This is a genomic window from Streptomyces sp. MRC013 (assembly GCF_023614235.1).
Lineage (GTDB): Bacteria > Actinomycetota > Actinomycetes > Streptomycetales > Streptomycetaceae > Streptomyces.
Genome location: NZ_CP094264.1, coordinates 2,154,828 through 2,178,394, shown reverse-complemented (window position 1 = coordinate 2,178,394; position 23,567 = coordinate 2,154,828). Strand labels below are relative to the sequence as shown.

Below are 23,567 nucleotides of genomic sequence, written 5' to 3'. Positions count from 1 at the left end.
CCGTCGATGGGATACCGACACCCCGATGCGATCCTGGTCCCATGTCCGTGTACCGCGTGGCGATGCTCGCCTTCCCGGGCGTACGCGCCTTCGACGTCTCCGTCATCACCGAGGTCTGGGGCGTCGACCGCGCCGACCGCGGCGTCCCCCCGTTCGAGCTGCGCCGCACCGCCGTCGAGCCCGGCGTGCCGGTCCCCCTCGACGGTGACATGGCCCTCACCCCGGACCGCCCCCTGACCTGGCTCGACGAGGCCGACCTCGTCGTCGTCCCCGGACTCGTCGACCCCGACGGCTCCATCGCCGCCCCCGTCCTCGACGCCCTGCGCCGCGCCCACCGGGCGGGCACCCCGGTCGCCGCGCTGTGCGCCGGCGCGTTCGCCCTCGCGCGCGCCGGCCTCCTCGACGGCCGCCGCGCCGTCACCCACTGGTACCTGGCCGACCGCCTCCGCCGCCGCCACCCCGCCGTCACCGTCGAACCGAACGCCCTGTTCGTCGAGGACGGCGGCCTGTGGACCTCGGCCGGCACCGCCGCCGGCGTCGACCTCTGCCTCCACCTCGTCCGCACCGTCCACGGGGCCGAGACCGCCGCGGCCATCGCCCGCTCCATGGTCACCGCCCCGTTCCGCACCGGCACCCAGGCCCAGTTCATCGAGCACCCCACTCCGCGCGCCGACCGCGACGCCGACGCCCTCGCCGCCGTACGCGCCCACGCCCTCGCCCACCTCGACCGACCGCACACCGTCGCCTCCCTCGCCGCCCGCGCCGGCATGTCCCCGCGCACCTTCGCCCGCCACTTCCGGGCCACCACCGGCACAACCCCCTCCGCTGGCTCGTCGCCCAGCGCGTCGCCGCCGCCCAGAAGCTCCTCGAACGCACCGACCACCCCCTGCCCGAGGTGGCCCGCCTCGCGGGCTTCGGCAGCGAGGTCACCATGCGGCAGCACTTCGCGGCGCACCTCGCCACCAGCCCGCGCGACTACCGGGCCGCGTTCCGTCAGACGGCGGGCACCGGCCCCACCGCCCGGTAGGCGCGGTCCACCACCGGCCGCGCCACGGCCCGCCGGGTCGACGTCGCCGAACAGCGCCTCCGCCCGGCACTGGTCCTCCTCGGCCCACCGGCGGACGGTGCCGATGGGGTTGCCCGGGGTCAGGTGCCCGGTCGGCTTGATCCCGCTGAAGATCCGCGTCATGTCCCTCTCGCTTCCGTTCGGGACCGCCGCTTCCCGCGGCCGTCCCGCCCGGAGGGGGAAACGCGGACGGCCGCCGGAGCGGCGGTCCACCACAGGAGGCTGTGCGCATGCGCCGTCATGACCCTCACCCTGCCGGGGTAGGGGGACGGGTTGACAGCGGTGCGGCCGATACGTACTGTTCTCCGAGTTGTCCGACGTGAGCGCCGACCCCGGTCGGTCCCCGGACAGCCATCCCGCAAAAACACCCCCGGCGAGCGACTCTCCGTCGCGACGCTTTGCACGTGCTTTTGTGGAATGAAGAATCCCCGCTCGAGAGAGTGGAAGCCCGATTAGCGTCGGGCCTGTGGATTCGCTAAGGTTCACGTCGTCGGAGCGGCCGGAAGGCTGTGAGGACAACCCCTTCTGACGGGGAATCAGGGCCGAAAGGATCTGATAGAGTCGGAATCGCCGGAAAGGGAAACGCGAAAGCGGGGAACGGTCCGGTGGCCCGCTCCAGCGGGTGGCGGAGACGGTAAACGGATCTGCTAGGCTGGAGAAACCGAAGGGAAGCGCCCGGAGGAAAGCCCGAGAGGGTGAGTACGAGGGAAGCGTTCGTTCCTTGAGAACTCAACAGCGTGCCAAAAGTCAACGCCAGATATGTTGATAACCCCGTCTCTGTGAGACGTGGTTCCTTTGAAGAACACAGCGAGGATGCTGTGGATCGGGAGGATCATTCCTTCTTCCGGTCCCGCTCAACGCGGGTGTTTGCCCGGATGACCGGGAAGCATTCACGGAGAGTTTGATCCTGGCTCAGGACGAACGCTGGCGGCGTGCTTAACACATGCAAGTCGAACGATGAACCCGCTTCGGTGGGGGATTAGTGGCGAACGGGTGAGTAACACGTGGGCAATCTGCCCTGCACTCTGGGACAAGCCCTGGAAACGGGGTCTAATACCGGATACGACCGCTTCGGGCATCCGATGGTGGTGGAAAGCTCCGGCGGTGCAGGATGAGCCCGCGGCCTATCAGCTTGTTGGTGAGGTAACGGCTCACCAAGGCGACGACGGGTAGCCGGCCTGAGAGGGCGACCGGCCACACTGGGACTGAGACACGGCCCAGACTCCTACGGGAGGCAGCAGTGGGGAATATTGCACAATGGGCGCAAGCCTGATGCAGCGACGCCGCGTGAGGGATGACGGCCTTCGGGTTGTAAACCTCTTTCAGCAGGGAAGAAGCGCAAGTGACGGTACCTGCAGAAGAAGCGCCGGCTAACTACGTGCCAGCAGCCGCGGTAATACGTAGGGCGCAAGCGTTGTCCGGAATTATTGGGCGTAAAGAGCTCGTAGGCGGCTTGTCGCGTCGGATGTGAAAGCCCGGGGCTTAACTCCGGGTCTGCATTCGATACGGGCAGGCTAGAGTTCGGTAGGGGAGATCGGAATTCCTGGTGTAGCGGTGAAATGCGCAGATATCAGGAGGAACACCGGTGGCGAAGGCGGATCTCTGGGCCGATACTGACGCTGAGGAGCGAAAGCGTGGGGAGCGAACAGGATTAGATACCCTGGTAGTCCACGCCGTAAACGTTGGGAACTAGGTGTGGGCGACATTCCACGTCGTCCGTGCCGCAGCTAACGCATTAAGTTCCCCGCCTGGGGAGTACGGCCGCAAGGCTAAAACTCAAAGGAATTGACGGGGGCCCGCACAAGCGGCGGAGCATGTGGCTTAATTCGACGCAACGCGAAGAACCTTACCAAGGCTTGACATACATCGGAAACATCCAGAGATGGGTGCCCCCTTGTGGTCGGTGTACAGGTGGTGCATGGCTGTCGTCAGCTCGTGTCGTGAGATGTTGGGTTAAGTCCCGCAACGAGCGCAACCCTTGTCCCGTGTTGCCAGCAGGCCCTTGTGGTGCTGGGGACTCACGGGAGACCGCCGGGGTCAACTCGGAGGAAGGTGGGGACGACGTCAAGTCATCATGCCCCTTATGTCTTGGGCTGCACACGTGCTACAATGGCCGGTACAAAGAGCTGCGATACCGTGAGGTGGAGCGAATCTCAAAAAGCCGGTCTCAGTTCGGATTGGGGTCTGCAACTCGACCCCATGAAGTCGGAGTCGCTAGTAATCGCAGATCAGCATTGCTGCGGTGAATACGTTCCCGGGCCTTGTACACACCGCCCGTCACGTCACGAAAGTCGGTAACACCCGAAGCCGGTGGCCCAACCCCTTGTGGGAGGGAGCTGTCGAAGGTGGGACTGGCGATTGGGACGAAGTCGTAACAAGGTAGCCGTACCGGAAGGTGCGGCTGGATCACCTCCTTTCTAAGGAGCACTTCTTACCAGGCCGTCTGGTCTGGTCAGAGGCCAGTACATCGGCGAACGTCCGGTGCTGGTGGCTCATGGGTGGAACGTTGACTATTCGGCACACTCGGGATCTTCCTTTGTTAGTACTGCTTCGGCGTGGAACACGGGGAGGGGCCGGGGGTGTTGGGCGCGCTGTTGGGTGTCTGAGGGTGCGAGTGTTTGCTTGCCCTTCTGCGATGCCGGTCCCAGTGAACTCCAGGTGTGGCTTGGGGGTGGTGGGTGGCTGGTCGTTGCTTGAGAACTGCACAGTGGACGCGAGCATCTGTGGCCAAGTTTTTAAGGGCGCACGGTGGATGCCTTGGCACCAGGAACCGATGAAGGACGTGGGAGGCCGCGATAGGCCCCGGGGAGCTGTCAACCGAGCTGTGATCCGGGGGTGTCCGAATGGGGAAACCCGGCAGTCGTCATGGGCTGTCACCCGCTGCTGAACACATAGGCAGTGTGGAGGGAACGAGGGGAAGTGAAACATCTCAGTACCCTCAGGAAGAGAAAACAACCGTGATTCCGGGAGTAGTGGCGAGCGAAACCGGATGAGGCTAAACCGTATACGTGTGAGACCCGGCAGGGGTTGCGTGTGCGGGGTTGTGGGATCTCTTTTTCATGGTCTGCCGGCTGTGAGACGAGTGAGAAACCGTATGGGTAGGCGAAGGACATGCGAAAGGTCCGGCGTAGAGGGTAAGACCCCCGTAGCTGAAATTCATGCGGCTCGTTGGAGAGACACCCAAGTAGCACGGGGCCCGAGAAATCCCGTGTGAATCTGGCGGGACCACCCGCTAAGCCTAAATATTCCCTGGTGACCGATAGCGGATAGTACCGTGAGGGAATGGTGAAAAGTACCGCGGGAGCGGAGTGAAATAGTACCTGAAACCGTGTGCCTACAAGCCGTGGGAGCGTCGCGCAAGGACTTCGGTTCTTGCGTCGTGACTGCGTGCCTTTTGAAGAATGAGCCTGCGAGTTTGCGGTGTGTTGCGAGGTTAACCCGTGTGGGGAAGCCGTAGCGAAAGCGAGTCCGAATAGGGCGGTGTAGTAGCGCGCTCAAGACCCGAAGCGGAGTGATCTAGCCATGGGCAGGTTGAAGCGGAGGTAAGACTTCGTGGAGGACCGAACCCACCAGGGTTGAAAACCTGGGGGATGACCTGTGGTTAGGGGTGAAAGGCCAATCAAACTCCGTGATAGCTGGTTCTCCCCGAAATGCATTTAGGTGCAGCGTCGTGTGTTTCTTGCCGGAGGTAGAGCACTGGATAGGCGATGGGCCCTACCGGGTTACTGACCTTAGCCAAACTCCGAATGCCGGTAAGTGAGAGCGCGGCAGTGAGACTGTGGGGGATAAGCTCCATGGTCGAGAGGGAAACAGCCCAGAGCATCGACTAAGGCCCCTAAGCGTACGCTAAGTGGGAAAGGATGTGGAGTCGCAGAGACAACCAGGAGGTTGGCTTAGAAGCAGCCATCCTTGAAAGAGTGCGTAATAGCTCACTGGTCAAGTGATTCCGCGCCGACAATGTAGCGGGGCTCAAGCGTACCGCCGAAGTCGTGTCATTGCAGTACATACTCCTAACGGGGACTGTGATGGGTAGGGGAGCGTCGTGTGCCGGGTGAAGCAGCCGTGGAAGCGAGTTGTGGACGGTTCACGAGTGAGAATGCAGGCATGAGTAGCGATACACACGTGGGAAACGTGTGCGCCGATTGACTAAGGGTTCCTGGGTCAAGCTGATCTGCCCAGGGTAAGTCGGGACCTAAGGCGAGGCCGACAGGCGTAGTCGATGGACAACCGGTTGATATTCCGGTACCCGCTTTGAAGCGTCAGCGCTGAACCCAGCGATGCTAAGCCCGTGAAACCGCCGTGTGCGTCTTCGGACAAGTGCGGAGTGGTGGAGCCGGTGGCCCAGACTGGTAGTAGGTGAGTGATGGGGTGACGCAGGAAGGTAGTCCAGCCCGGGCGGTGGTTGTCCCGGGGTAAGGGTGTAGGCCGTGTGGTAGGTAAATCCGTCGCACGTGAAGGCTGAGACCTGATGCCGAGCCGATTGTGGCGAAGTGGATGATCCTATGCTGTCGAGAAAAGCCTCTAGCGAGTTTCATGGCGGCCCGTACCCTAAACCGACTCAGGTGGTCAGGTAGAGAATACCGAGGCGTTCGGGTGAACTATGGTTAAGGAACTCGGCAAAATGCCCCCGTAACTTCGGGAGAAGGGGGGCCATGTCTGGTGATGAGTCTTGCACTCGGAGCTGGGTGTGGCCGCAGAGACCAGCGAGAAGCGACTGTTTACTAAAAACACAGGTCCGTGCGAAGCCGTAAGGCGATGTATACGGACTGACGCCTGCCCGGTGCTGGAACGTTAAGGGGACCGGTTAGCTCCATTTCGGTGGGGCGAAGCTGAGAACTTAAGCGCCAGTAAACGGCGGTGGTAACTATAACCATCCTAAGGTAGCGAAATTCCTTGTCGGGTAAGTTCCGACCTGCACGAATGGCGTAACGACTTCTCGACTGTCTCAACCATAGGCCCGGTGAAATTGCACTACGAGTAAAGATGCTCGTTTCGCGCAGCAGGACGGAAAGACCCCGGGACCTTTACTACAGTTTGATATTGGTGTTCGGTTCGGCTTGTGTAGGATAGGTGGGAGACTGTGAAGCTTCAACGCCAGTTGGGGTGGAGTCGTCGTTGAAATACCACTCTGGTCGTGCTGGATGTCTAACCTGGGTCCGTGATCCGGATCAGGGACAGTGTCTGATGGGTAGTTTAACTGGGGCGGTTGCCTCCTAAAGGGTAACGGAGGCGCCCAAAGGTTCCCTCAGCCTGGTTGGTAATCAGGTGTTGAGTGTAAGTGCACAAGGGAGCTTGACTGTGAGACCGACGGGTCGAGCAGGGACGAAAGTCGGGACTAGTGATCCGGCGGTGGCTTGTGGAAGCGCCGTCGCTCAACGGATAAAAGGTACCCCGGGGATAACAGGCTGATCTTCCCCAAGAGTCCATATCGACGGGATGGTTTGGCACCTCGATGTCGGCTCGTCGCATCCTGGGGCTGGAGTCGGTCCCAAGGGTTGGGCTGTTCGCCCATTAAAGCGGTACGCGAGCTGGGTTTAGAACGTCGTGAGACAGTTCGGTCCCTATCCGCTGTGCGCGTAGGAATATTGAGAAGGGCTGTCCCTAGTACGAGAGGACCGGGACGGACGAACCTCTGGTGTGCCAGTTGTTCTGCCAAGGGCATGGCTGGTTGGCTACGTTCGGGAGGGATAACCGCTGAAAGCATCTAAGCGGGAAGCCTGCTTCGAGATGAGTGTTCCCGCCTCCTTGAGAGGGTAAGGCTCCCAGTAGACGACTGGGTTGATAGGCCGGATATGGAAGCCCAGTGATGGGTGGAGTTGACCGGTACTAATAGGCCGAGGGCTTGTCCTCAGTTGCTCGCGTCCACTGTGTTGTTCTGAAGGAACGACCTCCCGGTGTGCCGGTGGAGTGTCGGTATCTTCATAGTGTTTCGGTGGTCATAGCGTTAGGGAAACGCCCGGTTACATTCCGAACCCGGAAGCTAAGCCTTTCAGCGCCGATGGTACTGCAGGGGGGATCCTGTGGGAGAGTAGGACACCGCCGAACAATTCTTGAGCCCCGGTCCGGGAAGCCTCTGGCTTTCCCGGACCGGGGCATTTCCGCGTTGAGGGTGGGTTCATGCGCCACGACCTGATCATATTCGACAACGACGGCGTCCTGGTGGACAGCGAGCCCCTCTCCAACGCCATCCTGGCCGGGTACCTGACCGAACTCGGGTACCCCACCACCTACGAGGACTCCCTCCGCGACTACATGGGGGGCGCACTGCACCGCGTTCACGACACCATCCTCGAACGGACCGGACGGCGGCTGCCCGAGGACTTCGACGCCACCTTCCACGCCCGTGTCTTCGCCGCCTTCGAACGCGACCTCACCGCCGTGCCCGGGGTGGCCGACGTCCTCGGCGGGCTCGTCGCCGCGGGGGTGCCGTACTGCGTCGCCTCCTCCAGCGGTCACGAACGCATCCGCACGGGGCACCGCAGAACCGGGCTCGACCCGTGGTTCGCGCCCGGCACCGTGTTCAGCGCCGAGGACGTCGGTCGCGGCAAGCCGGCCCCCGACCTGTTCCTCCACGCCGCCGAGCGCATGGGCGTCGCCCCCGAACGGTGCGCCGTCGTCGAGGACAGCCCCCTCGGCGTCCGGGCCGCCCGCGCCGCGGGCATGGCCGTCTACGCCTTCACCGCCATGAGCGATCCCGGTGAACTGCCCGGCGCCGACGGGTACTTCGACGACATGGCCCGGTTGCCCGCGCTCATCCTGTGACGACGCTGTCCGGCGGCAGAGCACCGCCGCGCCCTTTCCCGCCGCACCCTCTCCCGCCGTGACCGATGCGCGGCTGCGGCGCGGACGGTGTGCGCTGGCCCCCTCGTTCCTCGTGCAGGGCACCGCCCTCGCGCTGCTCGCCACCCGCGTCCCCGCGGTCCAGCAGCAGTACGGTGTTCCCGACCCGCTCCTGCCCGCCCACCTGGCGGGTGTGCCCGTGCTCGCCGGACCGGGCAGCGCCGTCACCGGCGCGCTCGTCCGGCGCGTCCCCGCCCATGCCGTCCTGCGGTGGGCGCAGCCCCTGGTGCTCCTCGCCCTCGCCGCGGTCGGCGCCGGGGAGCGGACGTGGCAGACGGCCGGAGCGCCGGGCCCGTCCGGGCTCGCCGCCGGCGCGGCCGTCGCGCGGCTCGACGTCTTCACGTACGGGGGCACCCTCGTCGGGTCCCCGCTCGTCGGCGCCCTCGGGGAGGTGTGGAGTCCGCGCGGGGCCGTGGTTGCCGCTGGTGCTCCTGCTCGCGGCGCTCCCGTACGCCGGGTCCTTCGCGGGGCACGGCGACCGATACGGTGGCGGTCATGAGCGTCCGCGCACGGTTGATGTGGGATGAGGCGGTGACCGGGTACGACTTCGGCCCCGGCCACCCGATGGACCCCGTGCGGCTCGCGCTGACCATGGAGTTGGTACGGGCCCTCGGCGTCGACCGGGCCGTCGAGGTCGGGTCGGCCGGACCGGCCGGGGACTCCACGCTGGGGCTCGTCCACCGGGAGGACTACGTCGCCGCGGTGCGCGCCGCGTCCGCCGATCCCCGCCGCGCCGACCCGGCGTACGGGCTGGGCACCGTCGACGACCCGGCGTTCCTCGGGATGCACGAGGTGTCCGCCCGCATCGCCGGGCTCTCGGTCGGCGCGGCCGAGGCCGTGTGGCGGGGCGAGGCGGACCGCGCGGTCAACTTCACCGGCGGCCTCCACCACGCCATGCCCGGCTCCGCCGCCGGCTTCTGCGTCTACAACGACGCGGCCCTGGCCATCGCCCGGCTCCTCGAACTGGGCGCCGAGCGCGTCGCCTACCTCGACGTGGACGTCCACCACGGCGACGGTGTGCAGGCCGTCTTCCGGGACGATCCGCGGGTGCTGACCGTCTCCCTCCACGAGGATCCCCGCACCCTCTTCCCCGGTACCGGCCGGCCCGAGGAGACCGGCGGGCCGGGGCCCGGCGCGGGCAGTGCCGTCAATCTCGCCCTGCCCGCGGGCACCGGTGACGCCGGCTGGTTGCGGGCGTTCCACGCGGTCGTCCCCGAGCTGCTCGCGGACTTCCGGCCGCAGGTCCTCGTCACCCAGCACGGGGCCGACACCCATTTCGAGGACCCGCTCGCCCACCTGGCGGTCTCCCTCGACGCCCAGCGGGCCGTCCAGTCGGCCTGCCGGGACCTCGCCGAGGAGTACGTGGAGGGCGGCCGGTGGGTGGCGCTCGGCGGCGGCGGGTACGCGGTCGTGGACGTGGTGCCGCGGTCGTGGGCGCACCTGGTGGGCATCGTCGCCGGAGCGGACGTACCGCCTGAGACGGTCATCCCGCAGTCCTGGCGGGACTTCGTGTACGCGCGGACCCGGCTGCCCGGTCCGCGGCGCATGACCGACGGGCGGTGGCCCGTCGGCTGGCGGCCCTGGGAGGACGGTTACGATCCCGGGGACCGGCTGGACCAGGCGGTGCTGGCCACCCGCAGGGCGGTGTTCCCGCTGCGCGGGCTCCTCGCCCAGCCGTAGGCGGGCCGGGCGCCGTTACGCCGGCCGTGCGGCACCCGGTGGTTCCGGGAGCGGTTCCCGGGTCCGTGCGGCACCATCGGCGGGGTGCTGACTACCGGGGCGCTGCGCGCGCATCTGCTGGCGGCCGGACTGGCCGGGACCGTGGCCACCGCGCGTGAGAGGAGCCTGCGCAACTACCGGCTGTTCGCCGCCCGCGACCCGCGGGTCACGCTCGGGCTCGACCCCGAGGGGCGGTGGAGCGAGCGGGACCTGCTGCGCCTCATGGCCGACAGGTGCGGGGTGTCCGGGGACCCGGGGTTCCGCACGGGGCGGGACGTCATCGACCCGGAGCGGACCCTCGGCGCGCTGGACGCGTTCGCCGGGCGGCTCGCGGGCGCGGTCCGGCGCCGCGCGCCGGTGCTGTTCGGGACCGGGCACCCCCATCGGCTGCTGGGGTTCTACGCCGCGTTGGCGGACGCGGTGTCGTCGGCGGGCTGTCCCGTCCTCACCCCGGCGCAGGGGAGACGTGTCGACATGGCGACCCGATTCGGCGTACGCCCCCGTCTCCTCGACTACGCGCGGGGGGTCGCGCTGGTGCGGGAGGCGGGCGGGGAGGGCGGCGGTCGCGGACCCGGCGCGCACACCCACTCGCCCCTGCCGGTCAGGGTGGTGCTGGGGGCCGCGGCCGAGGCGGGCGGCCCTCTCCCGGAGTTGGTGGTGGGGGACCACGGATGGGTCTGCGGGGCAGGTCAGCTGGGTTTCGAGGCCATCGGGCTGGCCGACGCGGACGATCCCGCACCGTTCGTCGGGGAGGCCGAGGGGCTGGTGGCGGTGGCCGTGCCGCTCGACGACGCCGTGCGGTCCGGGGGGTACGGCCCGCTCGCCCGTTACGTCCTCGACCGGGCGTGTCCGTCGGGGTAGGCGGCGTGCGGCTGCTCCTCTTCCCCACCCGTATCAACCGCCCCTAGTCTGGGGCGTGAGCGCACGGCGACGAAGAGTCACCGGAGGGGAAGCCGGTGGCGTCAGTGCGGAAGGTGCAGGTGGGTCATGGTTTCTGCTGGCGAGACTCCTCTCAACGAGGTCAAGTTCCTGACCGTGGCGGAAGTCGCCTCGGTGATGCGCGTGTCGAAGATGACGGTGTACCGGCTGGTGCACAGCGGGCATCTGCCGGCGATCCGGGTGGGGAGGTCGTTCCGGGTGCCGGAGCAGGCGGTCCACGCGTATCTCCGCGACTCCTTCGTGGGGGCGGAGACCGCGTAGCCCGGAGTTCTCTCCTCCCCCTCGGATTACGAGCTCGGCGTTCAGGCGGGTAGGCTAGGCCGACGTAGGTCGTGTGGGCCCAGACGCCCCGCACCGAGATCCCCGCCCATGCGGGGGTGTTCCGAGAAGTGAGCGAGGGTAGTCGTGGGCTCTGTTATCAAGAAGCGGCGCAAGCGGATGGCGAAGAAGAAGCACCGCAAGCTTCTGAAGCGCACCCGTGTTCAGCGCCGTAACAAGAAGTAGGCGGCGGCTGTACGTGCGCCTCGCGGCCCTTCCACCGGTTCGGTGGGAGGGCCGCGGTCGTGCTCCGGCCGGTCCGGGTTCCGACGTGCCGCGGCCCGTGGTCGCCGTGGCGCGGCGCCGACCCGTTACGGTGGCAGCCGGACGCGTCTGAGGACCGAACGGAGGGCGCCGAACGTGGGCAGGGTCGTGCTCGTCACCGGGGTGGCCAGGCAGCTCGCCGGCCGTTTCGTGCGGCGTGTCGTACGCGATCCCGGTGTGGACCGGGTCGTCGGGGTGGACGCCGTGGCTCCGGAGCATCCGCTGGGGGGCGCCGTGTTCGTGCGCGCCGACATCCGGCAGCCCGCCATCGGCCGGGTCCTGGCCGAGTACGGCGTGGACACCGTGGTCCACCTGGACCTCGCCGCGAGCCCGGCGGCGGGCGGCGGCCGTGCCGCGGCGAAGGAGACCAACGTCATCGGCACGATGCAGCTGCTCGGCGCCTGCCAGAAGTGTCCCACCGTCAGCCGTGTCGTCGTCCGCTCCAGCACCGTCGTGTACGGCGCGGCTCCGCGCGACCCGGCGGTCCTCGTCGAGACGGCCCCGCCGAAGTCGCTGCCGAGCGGCGGTTTCGCGAAGGACCTCGCCGAGGTCGAGGGGTACGTGCGGGGTTTCGCCCGGCGGCGTCCCGACGTCGCCGTGTGCGTACTGCGCTTCGCGAACGTCCTCGGTCCCGGTGCCGGCTCCTCGCTGGCCCGGTACTTCTCGCTGCCGGTGCTGCCCACGGCGTTCGGGTACGATCCGCGGCTCCAACTCGTCCACGAGGACGACGTGCTGGAGGTGCTGGGCGTCGCCGCGTCGGAGCCGCGCCGGGGCACGCTCAACAGCGGCACGTTCAACGTCGCGGCGGACGGGGTGCTGACCCTGTCGCAGTGCGCCCGCCGCCTGGGCCGGCCGACGCTCCCGCTGCTGCCGCCGGCCCTCGCCTGGGCCGGTACGGTGCTGCGGACGCTCGGTGTGAGCGACTTCCCCACCGAGCAGATCCGCCTCCTCACGCACGGCCGGGTCGTCAGTACGGTCCAGATGCGCGAGACCCTCGGGTTCCGGCCCGCCCGCACGGCGGCGGAGGCCCTCGCGGACTTCGTGCGGCACCGGGGGCCCGGTCCGCTGCCGCCGGCCGTGCTGGCGGCGGCCGTCGACGGGGCGGCGGCCCGGCTCGGTGACGGTGTGGCCGCGCGGACGGCGCGGACGGTGGAGCGGCGCGGAGCCGCCGGGACGAGGAGCACGGGTTAGCGATGGCGGACGCCGAGGTCATCCCCTTCGACGAGGACCGGTCGCGCGGTGGTGCGCCCCGGACGGGCCGGGGCAGGGCCTCCCGGGGCGCTTCGGCCCGCCGGGTCACCCCGCTGCCGGAACAGGGCGGGCCGGTGGCCGCGGTGCCGTCCGGGCCGCGGGACGGCGCGTGCGGTCCGCGCCCGTCGGAGGCCGGGGGCGGCGGGGGTGCCTCGGGCGCGGCGGGCGGGAACGGTTGGGAGCGGAGGATCGCGGGCGGGCTGGCGTTCCTGCGGCGCCGCCTCACGGGCGAGTACGAGGTCGACGAGTTCGGTTTCGACGAGGAGCTCACCGACCAGGTTCTGATGTCGCTGCTGCGGCCCCTGTTCGAGAGGTACTTCCGGGTGGAGGTGCGGGGGGTCGGGAACATCCCGGCGGAGGGCGGGGCGCTGGTCGTGGCGAACCACTCGGGCACGCTGCCGCTGGACGCGCTGATGATGCAGGTGGCCGTCCACGACCACCATCCGGCGGGCCGTCACCTCCGGCTGCTCGCCGCGGACCTGGTGTTCACGCTGCCGGTCGTCGGTGAGCTGGCCCGGAAGGCCGGGCACACGCTGGCGTGTGCGGAGGACGCGGAGCGGTTGTTGCGGCGCGGTGAGGTCGTCGGGGTGATGCCGGAGGGCTTCAAGGGCATCGGGAAGCCGTTCGGCGAGCGGTACAGGCTGCAGCGGTTCGGGCGGGGCGGTTTCGTGTCGACGGCGTTGCGGGCCGGTGTGCCGATCGTGCCCTGCTCGATCGTCGGCGCGGAGGAGATCTACCCCATGGTCGGAAACGCCAGGACGCTGGCGCGGCTGCTAGGCCTGCCGTACTTCCCGATCACGCCGACGTTCCCGTGGCTGGGGCCGCTGGGCGTGCTGCCGCTGCCGACGAAGTGGACGATCCAGTTCGGTGAGCCGATTCCGACGGACGGGTACGCGCCGGAGGCGGCGGAGGACCCGATGCTGATGTTCAACCTGACGGACCGGGTGCGGGAGCAGATCCAGCACACGCTGTACAAGCTGCTGGTGCGCCGGAGGTCGGTGTTCTTCTGACCGTACGGGTGCGGCGCCGGGCGCCGCTCCGCGGGGAGCGGCGCCCGGCGCCGTGGGGTGCGGGTCGTCAGCGGGTGTCCTCGCCGTCGATGCCGAGGCCCGGGAGGATGCCGGGGAGCAGCGGGGGGAGGGTCACGTCGGGTGCGGGTTCGGGTGCGGGTGCGGGGGGCTTCTGGGGCTGGTCCTGGGAGGGCGGGGCCGGGTTGGTGGGCGGGCCGGGGTCGAGGAGGCCGCCCGTGCCGCCGCCGATGAGGCCCTCCTCGATGTCCGGGCCGGAGCCGCCGGACGGGCCGGGGCTGCTCTCCGTGCCGCCCGTGGGCTGGGCGTGGGGGGCGGGCGGGGCCTGGCGGGAGGGGCCGGGGCCGGTCGGGCCGGTGGTGGTGCCGGGTCCGCCGGGGCTGCGGCCGTTCTTCTCCGGGGTGCCGGGCAGTCGCGACTTGAGCGGGGCGACCTGCTGGTCTATGGCGTCGAAGGCGGAGGTCACCTGGTCGCTGGTGTCGGTGAGCTGGGGCGGGAGCTTGGAGCGCAGGCCGTCCCAGGTGCCGCGGTGGTTGCGGGCGAACGAGTCGAGCGTGGCGATGGGGCCGATGCGGCCGTCCCGCTCGTAGGCGAGGCGGAGCAGGCGGTGGCCCTCGGAGACGTCGCGCTGCATGCCGTCGAGCGTGCGGCGGATCTCGCCGAGGGACTCGGGGTCCAGCTCGCCGGACCGGCCGCGCTCCAGCAGGCGGCGGGCCTCGCTGAGCCGGGTGGAGGCGTGGGCGAGGTGGATCTCGCCGCGGTCGGCGTCGTCGTCGGCGAGGCCGAGCTTCAGGTCCTCCATGCCCCGCTTCAGCCCGTACAGGGAGTCACCGGGGAGGGCGTCGGAGCTGGCGGCGGCGACCCCGCCGAGGGCGCCCGCCGCCACGCCCACGGTGAGGCCGCCGGCGGCCAGGCCCTTCGTCCAGCGGGTGCGGGGCCGCAGTCTCCGGAGGGCGGCGGTGCGGTGCGCGCCGCGGCCGTTCGGTGTCCGCTGCTCCGGAACCGTAGGGTCCGCGGACGCACCGCCGGTGGCCGCGCCCTCCTGGGACGTCGCCTCCATGGCGGCGACGAGCCGGGCTCGCTGCACCGCCTTCACTTCGGGGTCCATGGTGGGCTTGGGCAGCTCGCCGAGGCCGTTCGCCAGGGTCAGGAGCCGGCCGAGCTCGCTGGGTTCGGCCGACGCCTCGGGCTGCTGGGCCGCCTGATCTTCCAGGGCCTGGGCGAAGGCGTTCGCCCGCCGGTGCGCCGATACGTTCGCGATCACTGGCGGCACCTCCTCTCGTCATGACGGTCGACTCCCCAGGGGATCCGGAAGGTTGCACACGCCGGACACATCCACACGAAGGGGTGGGTGGCTGTGGACGGGGCGCGACCAGAGGGAGCCTGCAGCCCGCACAACGAGCGTCGCGGCACATGGGTTACGGACGGAAGATGATCGGACCAGCGCGTCATGAGGTGGCCACCGGGGCGGGTTCGGAGGGAGGGGAGGGCCGGGCCCGGGACGGGGCCCGGGGGGTCAGCGGGCGTCTTCGGGGAGCAGCCGGGCGAGCGTGCGCACGGCGCGGTACTGGAGGGTCTTGATGGCCCCTTCGTTCTTGCCCATCACGCGCGCGGTCTCGGCGACGGACAGGCCGTGCAGGAAGCGGAGCGTGACGCACTCCTGCTGCTGGGGGTTGAGCTTGCGGACGGCTTCGAGGAGGGTGGCGTTGGAGAGGGACTCCAGGACGGAGTCCTCGGGGCTGCGCTCGACCTCGTTGGCGTCGAGCATTTCGCCCGTGGTCACCTCCAGCCTGAACCTGCTCGACTTGAAGTGGTCGGCGACCAGGTTGCGCGCGATCGTGACCAGCCAGGCGCCGAAGTCGCGGCCCTGCCAGGTGAACGTGGAGATGCGGCGCAGGGCGCGCAGGAAGGTCTCGCTGGTCAGGTCCTCGGCGGTCGCCTTGCCGCCGACGCGGTAGTAGATGTAGCGGTAGACGGTGTCGCTGTACTGGTCGTAGAGGCGGCCGAAGGCCTCGGCCTCGCCGGCCTGGGCGCGCTCGACCAGCTCCATCATGCGTCCGCCGTCGCTGTCGGCGGTGGGCCGGCGCGCGGTGGTCGAGGCGCCGGCGCCGCTGCGCCCGCCCCTTCTGGCGACGACCGCGGCGCCGCCGTCGGCCAGGGCGTAGCAGGAGCCGGCGGGGGCCGGTGCGGAGAGGGCGGGGACGGCGTACGCGGTGGGGACGAAGCCGCGCAGGTGGCCGAGGACCATCGTGCGCAGCGCAGCCAGGCCCGAGGCGTCAACCCCGACGTATGGGTACACGGGACTCCCAGAGGCAGAGCTTCCATCACGTGCAGTGCGGGACCTTTCACCCGTCGTGACGACGTGTGGGGGTTCCGAGTGCGTCTCAGGAGAATAACGCTTCGTGCAGGGAGCGCTACACCGAGTTGCTCAAATCGTCGATTCAGTCGCTTTTGTTACAGCCGAGAGATGCAATAGGTCACACCTGGTGACCGTTTTCTTGTTTATTTAGTTCGGTTTTTGTTTACCCGATGCTCTGTTGTGGTCGAGCGCGGTAGGTGCGACTGGTGGGCGCGTGCGGGGGGTATGACCCGTGGAATGGCGCCCTCCGCGCTCCGGCGCGCCCCGGCCCGGCGCGGGCGGGCCGGCCCCGCGGTCAGCGGCGGCGGCGGTGCAGGGCCACGGCGGCGGCGGTGCCGCCGGCCAGCGCGCCCACGCCCGCCGCGGCGGGGAGGCCGACCTTCGCGGCCTTGCGGCCCGTCCGGTAGTCGCGCAGCCGCCACTCGCGGTCCTTGGCGTACCGGCGCAGCTTCGCGTCCGGGTTGATCGCGTACGGGTGGCCGACCAGCGACAGCATCGGGATGTCGTTGTGCGAGTCGCTGTACGCCGCGCAGCGGTCCAGGTCCAGCCCCTCGGCGGCGGCCAGGGCCCGTACGGCCTCCGCCTTGGCCGGGCCGTGCAGCGGCTCGCCGACCAGGCGGCCCGTGTACACGCCGTCGATCGACTCGGCGACCGTGCCCAGCGCGCCGGTCAGCCCGAGCCGCCGGGCGATGATCGTCGCCGTCTCCACGGGCGCCGCCGTGACGAGCCACACCTTCTGCCCGGCGTCCAGGTGGGCCTGGGCGAGGGCGCGGGTGCCGGGCCAGATCCGGCCGGCCATGTACTCGTCGTAGATCTCCTCGCCGATGGCCGCCAGCTCGGAGACGCGGTGGCCCTTCACGATCGACAGGGCGCTCTCGCGGGCGTCCTGCATGTGCTCCGGGTCCTCGACGCCGGCCAGCCGGAACCACGCCTGCTGCCAGGCGAACCGGGCCAGCTCGCGGCGCTGGAAGAACTTCCGCTTGTAGAGGCCGCGGCCGAAGTGGAAGAGGGCGGCGCCCTGCATGACGGTGTTGTCCAGGTCGAAGAAGGCGGCCGCGCGGACGTCGCCGCGCACCGGGAACTCGGCCGCCGGCTCCGCCAGCGCCCGGTCCAGGAGCTCCAGCTGCCGGGAGGTCTTGCGCGCCGCCTCCGCGGCGGCCTCGCCGGCCAGCACGCTGCGCGCGGTGGCGGGGCGCCTGCGGGGGAGAGCCATGCGAGTGCGGCCATGGCGTGAGCATAGCCAGAGTGTTCGCCATCGCCCGACTCGTGGGATGCCGTCGTGTGAACCCCCGGCGGCGAAGGTGTGAAGCGGTGCGCCCGGGGCGGACAATGGGTGCATGTTCGGACGTGCGAGGAAGGGGGCGGCCGGTCCGCGGACCGTGACGCTCATCGGGAAGCCCGGGTGCCACCTGTGCGACGACGCGCGCGAGGTGGTCGAGCGCGTCTGCGCGGAGACGGGCGCCGCGTGGGAGGAGAGGGACGTCACCCGGGACGAGGAGCTGCACCGGGCCTACTGGGAGCAGATCCCCGTCGTGCTGGTCGACGGGGAGCAGCACACCTTCTGGCGGGTGGACCCGGGGCGGCTGCGGGCGGCGCTGCTGGGCTGAGCGCGGGCCGGCCGGGGCCGGGAGCGGGGGCCGTCGGCGCCCGGCGGCGGCGGTGGCCGAAGACGGTTACCATCGGGTGTTTTTTGTTCGGTTTCGGGGGCGTCACCGCAGGGAGTGTGCACGGCTTTGCCCTATTCGAAGATCGAACGCGTCGAGCTTCCCCTTGGTTCCACGGTGGCGCGAAGAGGACGCGTGACCCCGATCACTTTGCATGGACAAAGCGGACATCATCTTTGTGCACGCGTTCACAAAGACATAGCCTGCTTTCGACGGGGCGGTCTCGGGAGGGGCCGCCCGCAGCCCCGCTCATCCCGCAGGAGCACCGTGGCAACTGGCCGAACCCACCGACCGGCGACCCGCAGCCGAGGCATCCCCGAGGCCACCGTCGCCCGCCTCCCGCTGTACCTGCGGGCGCTCACCACGCTGTCGGAGCGCTCCGTGCCCACGGTCTCGTCCGAGGAGCTCGCCGCGGCGGCCGGGGTCAACTCCGCCAAGCTGCGCAAGGACTTCAGCTACCTCGGCTCCTACGGCACGCGCGGCGTGGGCTACGACGTCGAGTACCTCGTGTACCAGATCTCCCGCGAACTGGGCCTGACCCAGGACTGGCCGATCGTCATGGTCGGCATCGGCAACCTCGGCGCGGCCCTCGCCAACTACGGCGGCTTCGCCTCCCGCGGCTTCCGGGTGGCCGCGCTGATCGACGCCGACCCGTCGATGGTCGGCAGGCCCGTCGCCGGCATCCCCGTCCAGCACATCGACGACCTCGAGCGGATCGTCGAGGAGAACGGCGTCTCGATCGGCGTCATCGCCACGCCCGCCGGCGCCGCCCAGCAGGTCTGCGACCGGCTCGTCGCCGCCGGGGTGACGTCCATCCTGAACTTCGCGCCGACCGTCCTGTCCGTCCCGGACGGCGTCGACGTGCGCAAGGTCGACCTGTCGATCGAACTCCAGATCCTCGCCTTCCACGAGCAGCGCAAGGCCGGTGAGGACGGCGCCGTCGTCGGCGTCGGCGAGGCCGGCCTGCCGTCCGCCGCCGTGGGCGCCGCCCCCTCCGTCGCGTCCGCCGCCCCGCAGGCCGCCCCCGCGGCCGCGGGCCACGAGGGAACGGACGGGGACGTCCCCGCCGTGATGCCGGCATGAGCCTCCTCGTCGTCGGCCTCAGCCACCGCAGCGCCCCCGTCAGCGTGCTGGAGCGGGCCTCCCTGGACTCCGGCACGCAGAACAAGCTGCTCCAGGAGGCCCTCGCCGCCGAGCCGGCCGCCGAGGCCGCCGTCCTGGCCACCTGCAACCGCATCGAGCTCTACGCCGACGTGGACAAGTTCCACGCCGGCGTCGCCGAGCTGTCCACGCTGCTCGCCGAGCACAGCGGCCTCGGCCTGGAGGAGCTCACGCCCTTCCTGTACGTCCACTACGAGGACCGGGCCGTCCACCACCTGTTCTCCGTCGCCTGCGGCCTGGACTCAATGGTCGTCGGCGAGGGCCAGATCCTCGGCCAGATCAAGGACGCCCTCGCGCGCGCCCAGGAGCTGCACACCGCGGGCCGGCTGCTGAACGACCTGTTCCAGCAGGCCCTGCGGGTCGGCAAGCGCGCCCACAGCGAGACCGGCATCGACCGGGCCGGGCAGTCCCTGGTGACCTTCGGCCTGGAGCAGCTCGCCGCCGGGGAGCCCGTGCCGGCCTGGGCGGGGGGCAAGCGCGCCCTCGTCATCGGCGCCGGCTCCATGTCGTCGCTGGCCGCGGCGACCCTCGCCCGGGTCGGCGCCGGCGAGGTCGTCGTCGCCAACCGCACCGTCGAGCGCGCCGAGCGCCTCGCCCGGGCGCTCGCCGAACCCGGCGGCACGGGCGTCGCCGCCCGCGCCGTCCGCATGGCCGACGTCGGCCGCGAGCTGGCCCGCGCCGACCTGGCCGTCTCCTGCACGGGGGCGACCGGCCTCGTCCTCACCGCCGCGGCCGTCGAGACCGCCGCGGCGGGCCGCACGGCCCCGCTGGCCCTGCTCGACCTGGCCATGCCCCGCGACGTCGACGCCGCGGTGCACCGCATGGACAACGTCCGCCTCGTCGACATCGAGACCCTCGCCGAGGCGTCCGCCGACGCGCCCATGGCCGCCGACGTCGGCCGGGTCCGCGGCATCGTCTCCGACGAGGTCGCCGCCTTCGGCGCCGCCCAGCGCGCCGCGCACATCACCCCGACCGTCGTCGCCCTGCGCGCGATGGCCGCCGACGTGGTGGCGACCGAGGTGGCCCGCCTGGAGGGGCGCCTGCCCGGCCTCGACGGCAAGCAGCGCGCCGAGATCACCCAGACGGTGCGCCGCGTCGTCGACAAGCTGCTGCACGCGCCGACCGTGCGCGTGAAGCAGCTCGCCAGCGAGCCCGGCGGCGCCGGGTACGCCGACGCGCTGCGCACGCTCTTCGACCTCGACCCGGAGACGGTCGCCGCCGTCTCGCGGGCCGACCTGACCGACGCCGACGTGAACCGAGGGCGAGTATGACCGAGAGGGCCCAGAGCACCCAGAGGGCACTGAGGCTGGGAACCAGGCGCAGCAAGCTCGCCATGGCCCAGTCCGGGCACGTCGCGGACGCCGTCCGCCGGCTGACCGGCCGCTCCGTGGAGCTCGTCGAGATCACCACGTACGGGGACACCTCCCGCGAGCACCTCGCGCAGATCGGCGGCACGGGCGTCTTCGTCGCCGCGCTGCGCGACGCGTTGCTCGCCGGCGAGGTGGACTTCGCCGTCCACTCCCTCAAGGACCTGCCGACCGCGCGGCACGAGGGCCTCGTGCTCGCCGCGGTCCCGGTCCGCGAGGACCCGCGCGACGTGCTCGTCGCCCGCGACGGGCTCCCGCTGGCCGAGCTGGCCGCGTCCGCCCGCGGCGGCACGGCCCGCGTCGGCACCGGCTCGCCGCGGCGCATGGCGCAGCTCAACGCGTACGCCCGCGACCACGGCCTGCGCATCGAGACCGTCCCGATCCGGGGGAACGTCGACACCCGCGTCGGCTACGTCCACGGCGGCGAGCTCGACGCGGTCGTCCTGGCCGCGGCGGGCCTCAGCCGTCTCGGCCGGATCGACGAGGTCACCGAGTTCCTGCCGGTCGACACCGTCCTGCCCGCCCCGGGCCAGGGCGCCCTGGCGGTCGAGTGCCCGGCCGGCGACGACGACCTCGTCGCCGCGCTCGCCCTGCTCGACGACGCGCGCACCCGCGCGGCCGTGACCGCCGAGCGGTCCCTGCTCGCCGCCCTGGAGGCCGGCTGCTCCGCCCCCGTGGGCGCGCTCGCCGACCTGCCGGCCGGCGACCAGGATGTTCATGAGATGCGCCTGCGCGGCGTCGTCGGCACCACCGACGGCTCCACGCTGGTGCAGTTGTCCACCACCGGTCCCGTACCCACGTCGCACCACGACGCGGTGGCCCTCGGCCGCGAACTCGCGGACGAGATGCTCGCCAAGGGCGCGGCCGGTCTTATGGGGGAGCGAGCACTTTGAGCCCCATCACTGCATCCAAGGCCTCCTCGGCGTTCTCCGCGTGCGGGCACGTCACCTTCCTCGGCGCCGGACCCGGGGATCCGGGGCTGCTGACTCTGCGCGCCGTCGAGGCGCTGGCGGGCGCGGACGTACTGATCGCCGAACCCGATGTGCTCGACGTCGTACGCGGCCACGCGCGGGCGGGTGTGAGCACGCCCGAGCTGACGGTTGTCGACGAGGCGTCAATGACCGCCGGAGTCCCGGTGTTGAGGGACGCCGCCAATCTTGTCATGGAGGCGGCGCGGGGCGGCAAGCGGGTGGTGCGTGCGCTGAGCGGCGACCCGGGCCTCGACGGCGACGCGGGCGCCGAGATGCTCGCCTGCGCCGCCGCCGGCATCCCCTTCGAGGTGGTGCCCGGCATCGCCACCGCGGTCGGCGTGCCCGCGTACGCCGGCGTCCCGCTGCGCGACTCCCGGGGCGCGGACGTCCGGTTCGTGGACGCCCGCACCGCGAGCGCCCGCTGCTGGGCCGAGGTCGGCGCGTCCGACGGCACGGTGGTGGTCTCCACGACGCTGGACTCCGTCGCCTCCGCCGCCGGCGAGCTGGTCACGGCGGGCCGCAAGCCGGACACGCCGCTGACGGTCACCGTCGCCGGCACGACCACCCGGCAGCGGACGTGGACGGCGACGCTCGGCTCGATCGCGCAGACGCTGAAGCAGGCGAAGGTGCTGCCCTCCCCGCAGGGCCACCAGCCGGTCATAGCCGTGGTCGGTGAGCACAGCGCCGCCGCCCAGCGCGACCAGCTCGCGTGGTTCGAGTCCAAGCCGCTGTTCGGCTGGAAGGTCCTCGTCCCGCGCACCAAGGAGCAGGCGGCCTCGCTCTCCGACCAGCTCAGGTCGTACGGTGCCGTGCCCAGCGAGGTCCCGACCATCGCCGTCGAGCCGCCGCGCACCCCGCAGCAGATGGAGCGCGCGGTCAAGGGCCTGGTCACGGGCCGCTACGAGTGGATCGCCTTCACCTCGGTGAACGCCGTGAAGGCCGTCCGCGAGAAGTTCGAGGAGTACGGGCTCGACGCCCGCGCCTTCGCCGGGATCAAGGTCGCGGCGGTGGGCGAGCAGACCGCGAAGGCCCTGGTCGACTTCGGCGTCAAGCCGGACCTGGTGCCCAGCGGGGAGCAGTCCGCGGCGGGGCTGCTGGAGGACTGGCCGCCGTACGACCCGGTCTTCGACCCGATCGACCGGGTGTTCCTGCCGCGCGCCGACATCGCGACGGAGACGTTGGTGGCCGGGCTGATCGAGCTGGGCTGGGAGGTCGACGACGTCACGGCGTACCGGACCGTGCGCGCGTCGCCGCCGCCGGCGGAGACCCGCGAGGCGATCAAGGGCGGCGGTTTCGACGCGGTGATGTTCACGTCGTCGTCGACGGTGCGGAACCTCGTCGGCATCGCGGGCAAGCCGCACAACGTGACCGTGATCGCCTGCATCGGCCCGGCGACCGCGAAGACGGCGGAGGAGCACGGCCTGCGGGTGGACGTGCTGTCGCCGGAGCCGTCGGTGACGAAGCTGGCGGAGGCCCTGGCGGAGTTCGGCGCGAAGCGCCGCGCGGCGGCGCTGGAGGCGGGAGGCCCGGTCACCCGGCCCTCCGAGCGGCGCCCGGGGGCGCGGCGCAGACGGACGACGACGACCTGACCGCTCCCGGCCCGACGGGGCCGGTTCCCGACCGGTGGCGGGGCGGAGGGGCACCCGGTGGGTGCGCCTCCGCCCCGTCGGCGTGCGGCCGGGGGCCACGGGCGGGAGCCGTCGTCCCGGGAGGGCCGGCGCGGACCGGCCCCGCGGGGCCCCGAGGAGGGCCGGCGCCCGGAGGCGCGGCCCCGTACGGGCTGCTGCCGGTCGAGGAGCCGCGCGCACCGCTCCGGGCCGGGGTCCGCCTGCGGTAGCACCGCCGGGTCGGCCGCGCGGCGGAGCCGGGTGGCCCGCGGGCCGATGCCCGGCCGCCCCTCCACCTGCGACCTTCGTGTCGAGGGGGCCGGCCGGCGGCCCGCCGGAGCCGAGGAGCACGTATGCGGACGACCTTTCGCGCGGAGGAACCCGCCTCCGCCCGCCCGGGGCGGTTCCGCGCCGCGTGGCGGGCGGCCCACCGGCCCGTCGACGGGGTGTCCCGGCGGACGCGGCTCATCGCGTACGCCGTGCCGTTCACGGTCCTGCCGTCCAGCGTCTGGCGGCTCCCCGCCGCGTTCTCCTACGGGGTCTCGCCCGGCGAGTGTGCGTACGTCGTCCTGCTGTCGGTCGTGTCCGAGGTCCTCGCGTTCACCGCGGTCGGGCTGGTCGCCCGCTGGGGCGAGGTGTTCCCGCGCTGGGTCCCCTTCCTGCGCGGCCGCCGGGTCCCGGTGGGGGCGGCCGTCGTACCCGCCGCCGCCGAGGCCATGGTCCTCACCCTCCTGTGGACCGTGGCGGTCCCGGTCACCGAGGTCATGGACGTGACGATCCGGGGCGGCGAGGTGCCGTCCGACTACCCGGGCAGGGCCGGGGGCTGGGAGGCCGCGTGGTTCTACCTCTGCTACGCGCCGCTGGTCCTCTGGGGGCCGCTGCTGGGCGTGCTGACCGTCGCCTACGCCAAGCGCCGCCGGGCGGCTCCCGAGGGCTGAACGGCGCCGCGGCACGCGGCGCGCCCGGCGGGGCGGGGCCCCGGAGCACCGGCGGCGGGCGCCGCCCGCACCGGC

15 protein-coding genes, 3 rRNA genes and 4 pseudogenes are annotated in these 23,567 nt (G+C 70.8%); 18 read left to right on the top strand and 4 right to left on the bottom strand.

The features are described 5' to 3' along the window. Positions 1-41 precede the first annotated feature (41 nt). Positions 42-1,027, top strand: a pseudogene (locus LUW75_RS09855) (GlxA family transcriptional regulator). Positions 1,028-1,063: 36 nt separating this feature from the next. Here LUW75_RS09855 and LUW75_RS24940 read toward each other — a convergent pair. Further along, positions 1,064-1,282: pseudogene (locus tag LUW75_RS24940) on the bottom strand (tryptophan--tRNA ligase); the annotation flags it as partial. A 673-nt stretch (positions 1,283-1,955) separates the two neighbouring features. On the opposite strand from LUW75_RS24940, the gene LUW75_RS09845 reads away from it, so the two are divergent. The 11 genes and pseudogenes from LUW75_RS09845 to LUW75_RS09795 all read left to right on the top strand — a co-directional run bounded on the left by LUW75_RS09845 (position 1,956) and on the right by LUW75_RS09795 (position 13,407). Continuing rightward, positions 1,956-3,483, top strand: a 16S ribosomal RNA gene (locus LUW75_RS09845). Positions 3,484-3,791: 308 nt separating this feature from the next. After that, a 23S ribosomal RNA gene (locus tag LUW75_RS09840) occupies positions 3,792-6,916 on the top strand. Between the two features lie 78 nt (positions 6,917-6,994). After that, positions 6,995-7,111: ribosomal RNA gene (rrf, locus tag LUW75_RS09835) — 5S ribosomal RNA — on the top strand. Together the 16S, 23S and 5S rRNA genes form the textbook arrangement of a ribosomal RNA operon. Positions 7,112-7,183: 72 nt before the next feature. Beyond that, positions 7,184-7,828, top strand: a complete 645-nt coding sequence (locus tag LUW75_RS09830) for an HAD family hydrolase (protein WP_250335269.1) — start codon at positions 7,184-7,186, stop codon at positions 7,826-7,828. Positions 7,829-7,886: 58 nt separating this feature from the next. Then, a pseudogene (locus LUW75_RS09825) lies at positions 7,887-8,433 on the top strand (hypothetical protein). Next, the gene (locus tag LUW75_RS09820) at positions 8,402-9,586 is read left to right on the top strand and encodes an acetoin utilization protein AcuC (protein WP_250335268.1); all 1,185 of its coding nucleotides are present in this window, start codon (positions 8,402-8,404) and stop codon (positions 9,584-9,586) included. The pseudogene LUW75_RS09825 and the gene LUW75_RS09820 overlap by 32 nt, the downstream one beginning before the upstream one ends. An 84-nt stretch (positions 9,587-9,670) precedes the next feature. Next, positions 9,671-10,486, top strand: coding sequence for a phosphatase (locus tag LUW75_RS09815; protein WP_250335267.1), 816 nt, complete (start codon positions 9,671-9,673; stop codon positions 10,484-10,486). A 126-nt stretch (positions 10,487-10,612) separates the two neighbouring features. Then, on the top strand, positions 10,613-10,825 hold the full coding sequence (locus tag LUW75_RS09810; protein WP_250335266.1) for a helix-turn-helix domain-containing protein: 213 nt from the start codon (positions 10,613-10,615) through the stop codon (positions 10,823-10,825). A 144-nt stretch (positions 10,826-10,969) separates the two neighbouring features. Continuing rightward, positions 10,970-11,068: a 30S ribosomal protein bS22 gene (locus LUW75_RS09805; protein ID WP_003948845.1), complete on the top strand. Its 99-nt coding sequence runs from the start codon at positions 10,970-10,972 to the stop codon at positions 11,066-11,068. 174 nt (positions 11,069-11,242) lie between these two features. Further along, a complete protein-coding gene (locus LUW75_RS09800; RefSeq protein WP_250335265.1) occupies positions 11,243-12,337 on the top strand; it encodes an NAD-dependent epimerase/dehydratase family protein in 1,095 nt (364 codons plus the stop codon). A gap of 2 nt (positions 12,338-12,339) precedes the next feature. After that, positions 12,340-13,407, top strand: coding sequence for a lysophospholipid acyltransferase family protein (locus LUW75_RS09795; protein ID WP_250335264.1), 1,068 nt, complete (start codon positions 12,340-12,342; stop codon positions 13,405-13,407). Between the two features lie 67 nt (positions 13,408-13,474). Here LUW75_RS09795 and LUW75_RS09790 read toward each other — a convergent pair whose 3' ends face one another. From LUW75_RS09790 to LUW75_RS09780, 3 genes and pseudogenes are all read right to left on the bottom strand, one after another. Continuing rightward, positions 13,475-14,689, bottom strand: coding sequence for a DUF5667 domain-containing protein (locus LUW75_RS09790; RefSeq protein WP_250335263.1), 1,215 nt, complete (start codon positions 14,687-14,689; stop codon positions 13,475-13,477). Between the two features lie 252 nt (positions 14,690-14,941). Next, positions 14,942-15,724 carry an ECF subfamily RNA polymerase sigma factor, BldN family gene (locus LUW75_RS09785; RefSeq protein ID WP_250335262.1) on the bottom strand — a complete coding sequence of 261 codons (783 nt, stop codon included), beginning with the start codon at positions 15,722-15,724 and terminating at the stop codon, positions 14,942-14,944. 355 nt (positions 15,725-16,079) lie between these two features. After that, positions 16,080-17,011 (bottom strand): annotated as a pseudogene (locus tag LUW75_RS09780) (HAD family hydrolase). A gap of 110 nt (positions 17,012-17,121) precedes the next feature. Here LUW75_RS09780 and LUW75_RS09775 point away from each other — a divergent pair. From LUW75_RS09775 to LUW75_RS09750, 6 genes are all read left to right on the top strand, one after another. Next, positions 17,122-17,391 (top strand): glutaredoxin family protein, encoded by a 270-nt coding sequence (locus LUW75_RS09775; RefSeq protein ID WP_250335261.1) that lies wholly within the window; start codon positions 17,122-17,124, stop codon positions 17,389-17,391. A gap of 324 nt (positions 17,392-17,715) precedes the next feature. Then, entirely contained in the window at positions 17,716-18,531 is an 816-nt protein-coding gene (locus LUW75_RS09770) for a redox-sensing transcriptional repressor Rex (RefSeq protein ID WP_250335260.1), read from the top strand. Then, positions 18,528-19,880 (top strand): glutamyl-tRNA reductase, encoded by a 1,353-nt coding sequence (locus tag LUW75_RS09765; protein ID WP_250335259.1) that lies wholly within the window; start codon positions 18,528-18,530, stop codon positions 19,878-19,880. Before LUW75_RS09770 ends, LUW75_RS09765 begins: the two co-directional genes overlap by 4 nt. Further along, positions 19,877-20,869 (top strand): hydroxymethylbilane synthase, encoded by a 993-nt coding sequence (gene hemC / locus LUW75_RS09760; protein ID WP_250335258.1) that lies wholly within the window; start codon positions 19,877-19,879, stop codon positions 20,867-20,869. Before LUW75_RS09765 ends, hemC begins: the two co-directional genes overlap by 4 nt. Beyond that, entirely contained in the window at positions 20,866-22,536 is a 1,671-nt protein-coding gene (locus LUW75_RS09755; RefSeq protein WP_250335257.1) for a bifunctional uroporphyrinogen-III C-methyltransferase/uroporphyrinogen-III synthase, read from the top strand. The genes hemC and LUW75_RS09755 overlap by 4 nt, the downstream gene beginning before the upstream one ends. Before the next feature lie 371 nt (positions 22,537-22,907). After that, positions 22,908-23,492 (top strand): hypothetical protein, encoded by a 585-nt coding sequence (locus tag LUW75_RS09750; protein WP_250335256.1) that lies wholly within the window; start codon positions 22,908-22,910, stop codon positions 23,490-23,492. Positions 23,493-23,567 lie beyond the last annotated feature (75 nt).

Excerpts from the sequence above, each read along its gene's own strand:
- LUW75_RS09830 (WP_250335269.1), top strand. The coding sequence starts at position 7,184 with ATGCGCCACGACCTGATCATATTCGACAACGACGGCGTCCTGGTGGAC.
- LUW75_RS09820 (WP_250335268.1), top strand. The coding sequence starts at position 8,402 with ATGAGCGTCCGCGCACGGTTGATGTGGGATGAGGCGGTGACCGGGTAC.
- LUW75_RS09810 (WP_250335266.1), top strand. The coding sequence starts at position 10,613 with ATGGTTTCTGCTGGCGAGACTCCTCTCAACGAGGTCAAGTTCCTGACC.
- LUW75_RS09795 (WP_250335264.1), top strand. The coding sequence starts at position 12,340 with ATGGCGGACGCCGAGGTCATCCCCTTCGACGAGGACCGGTCGCGCGGT.
- LUW75_RS09775 (WP_250335261.1), top strand. The coding sequence starts at position 17,122 with ATGTTCGGACGTGCGAGGAAGGGGGCGGCCGGTCCGCGGACCGTGACG.
- LUW75_RS09765 (WP_250335259.1), top strand. The coding sequence starts at position 18,528 with ATGAGCCTCCTCGTCGTCGGCCTCAGCCACCGCAGCGCCCCCGTCAGC.
- hemC (WP_250335258.1), top strand. The coding sequence starts at position 19,877 with ATGACCGAGAGGGCCCAGAGCACCCAGAGGGCACTGAGGCTGGGAACC.
- LUW75_RS09750 (WP_250335256.1), top strand. The coding sequence starts at position 22,908 with ATGCGGACGACCTTTCGCGCGGAGGAACCCGCCTCCGCCCGCCCGGGG.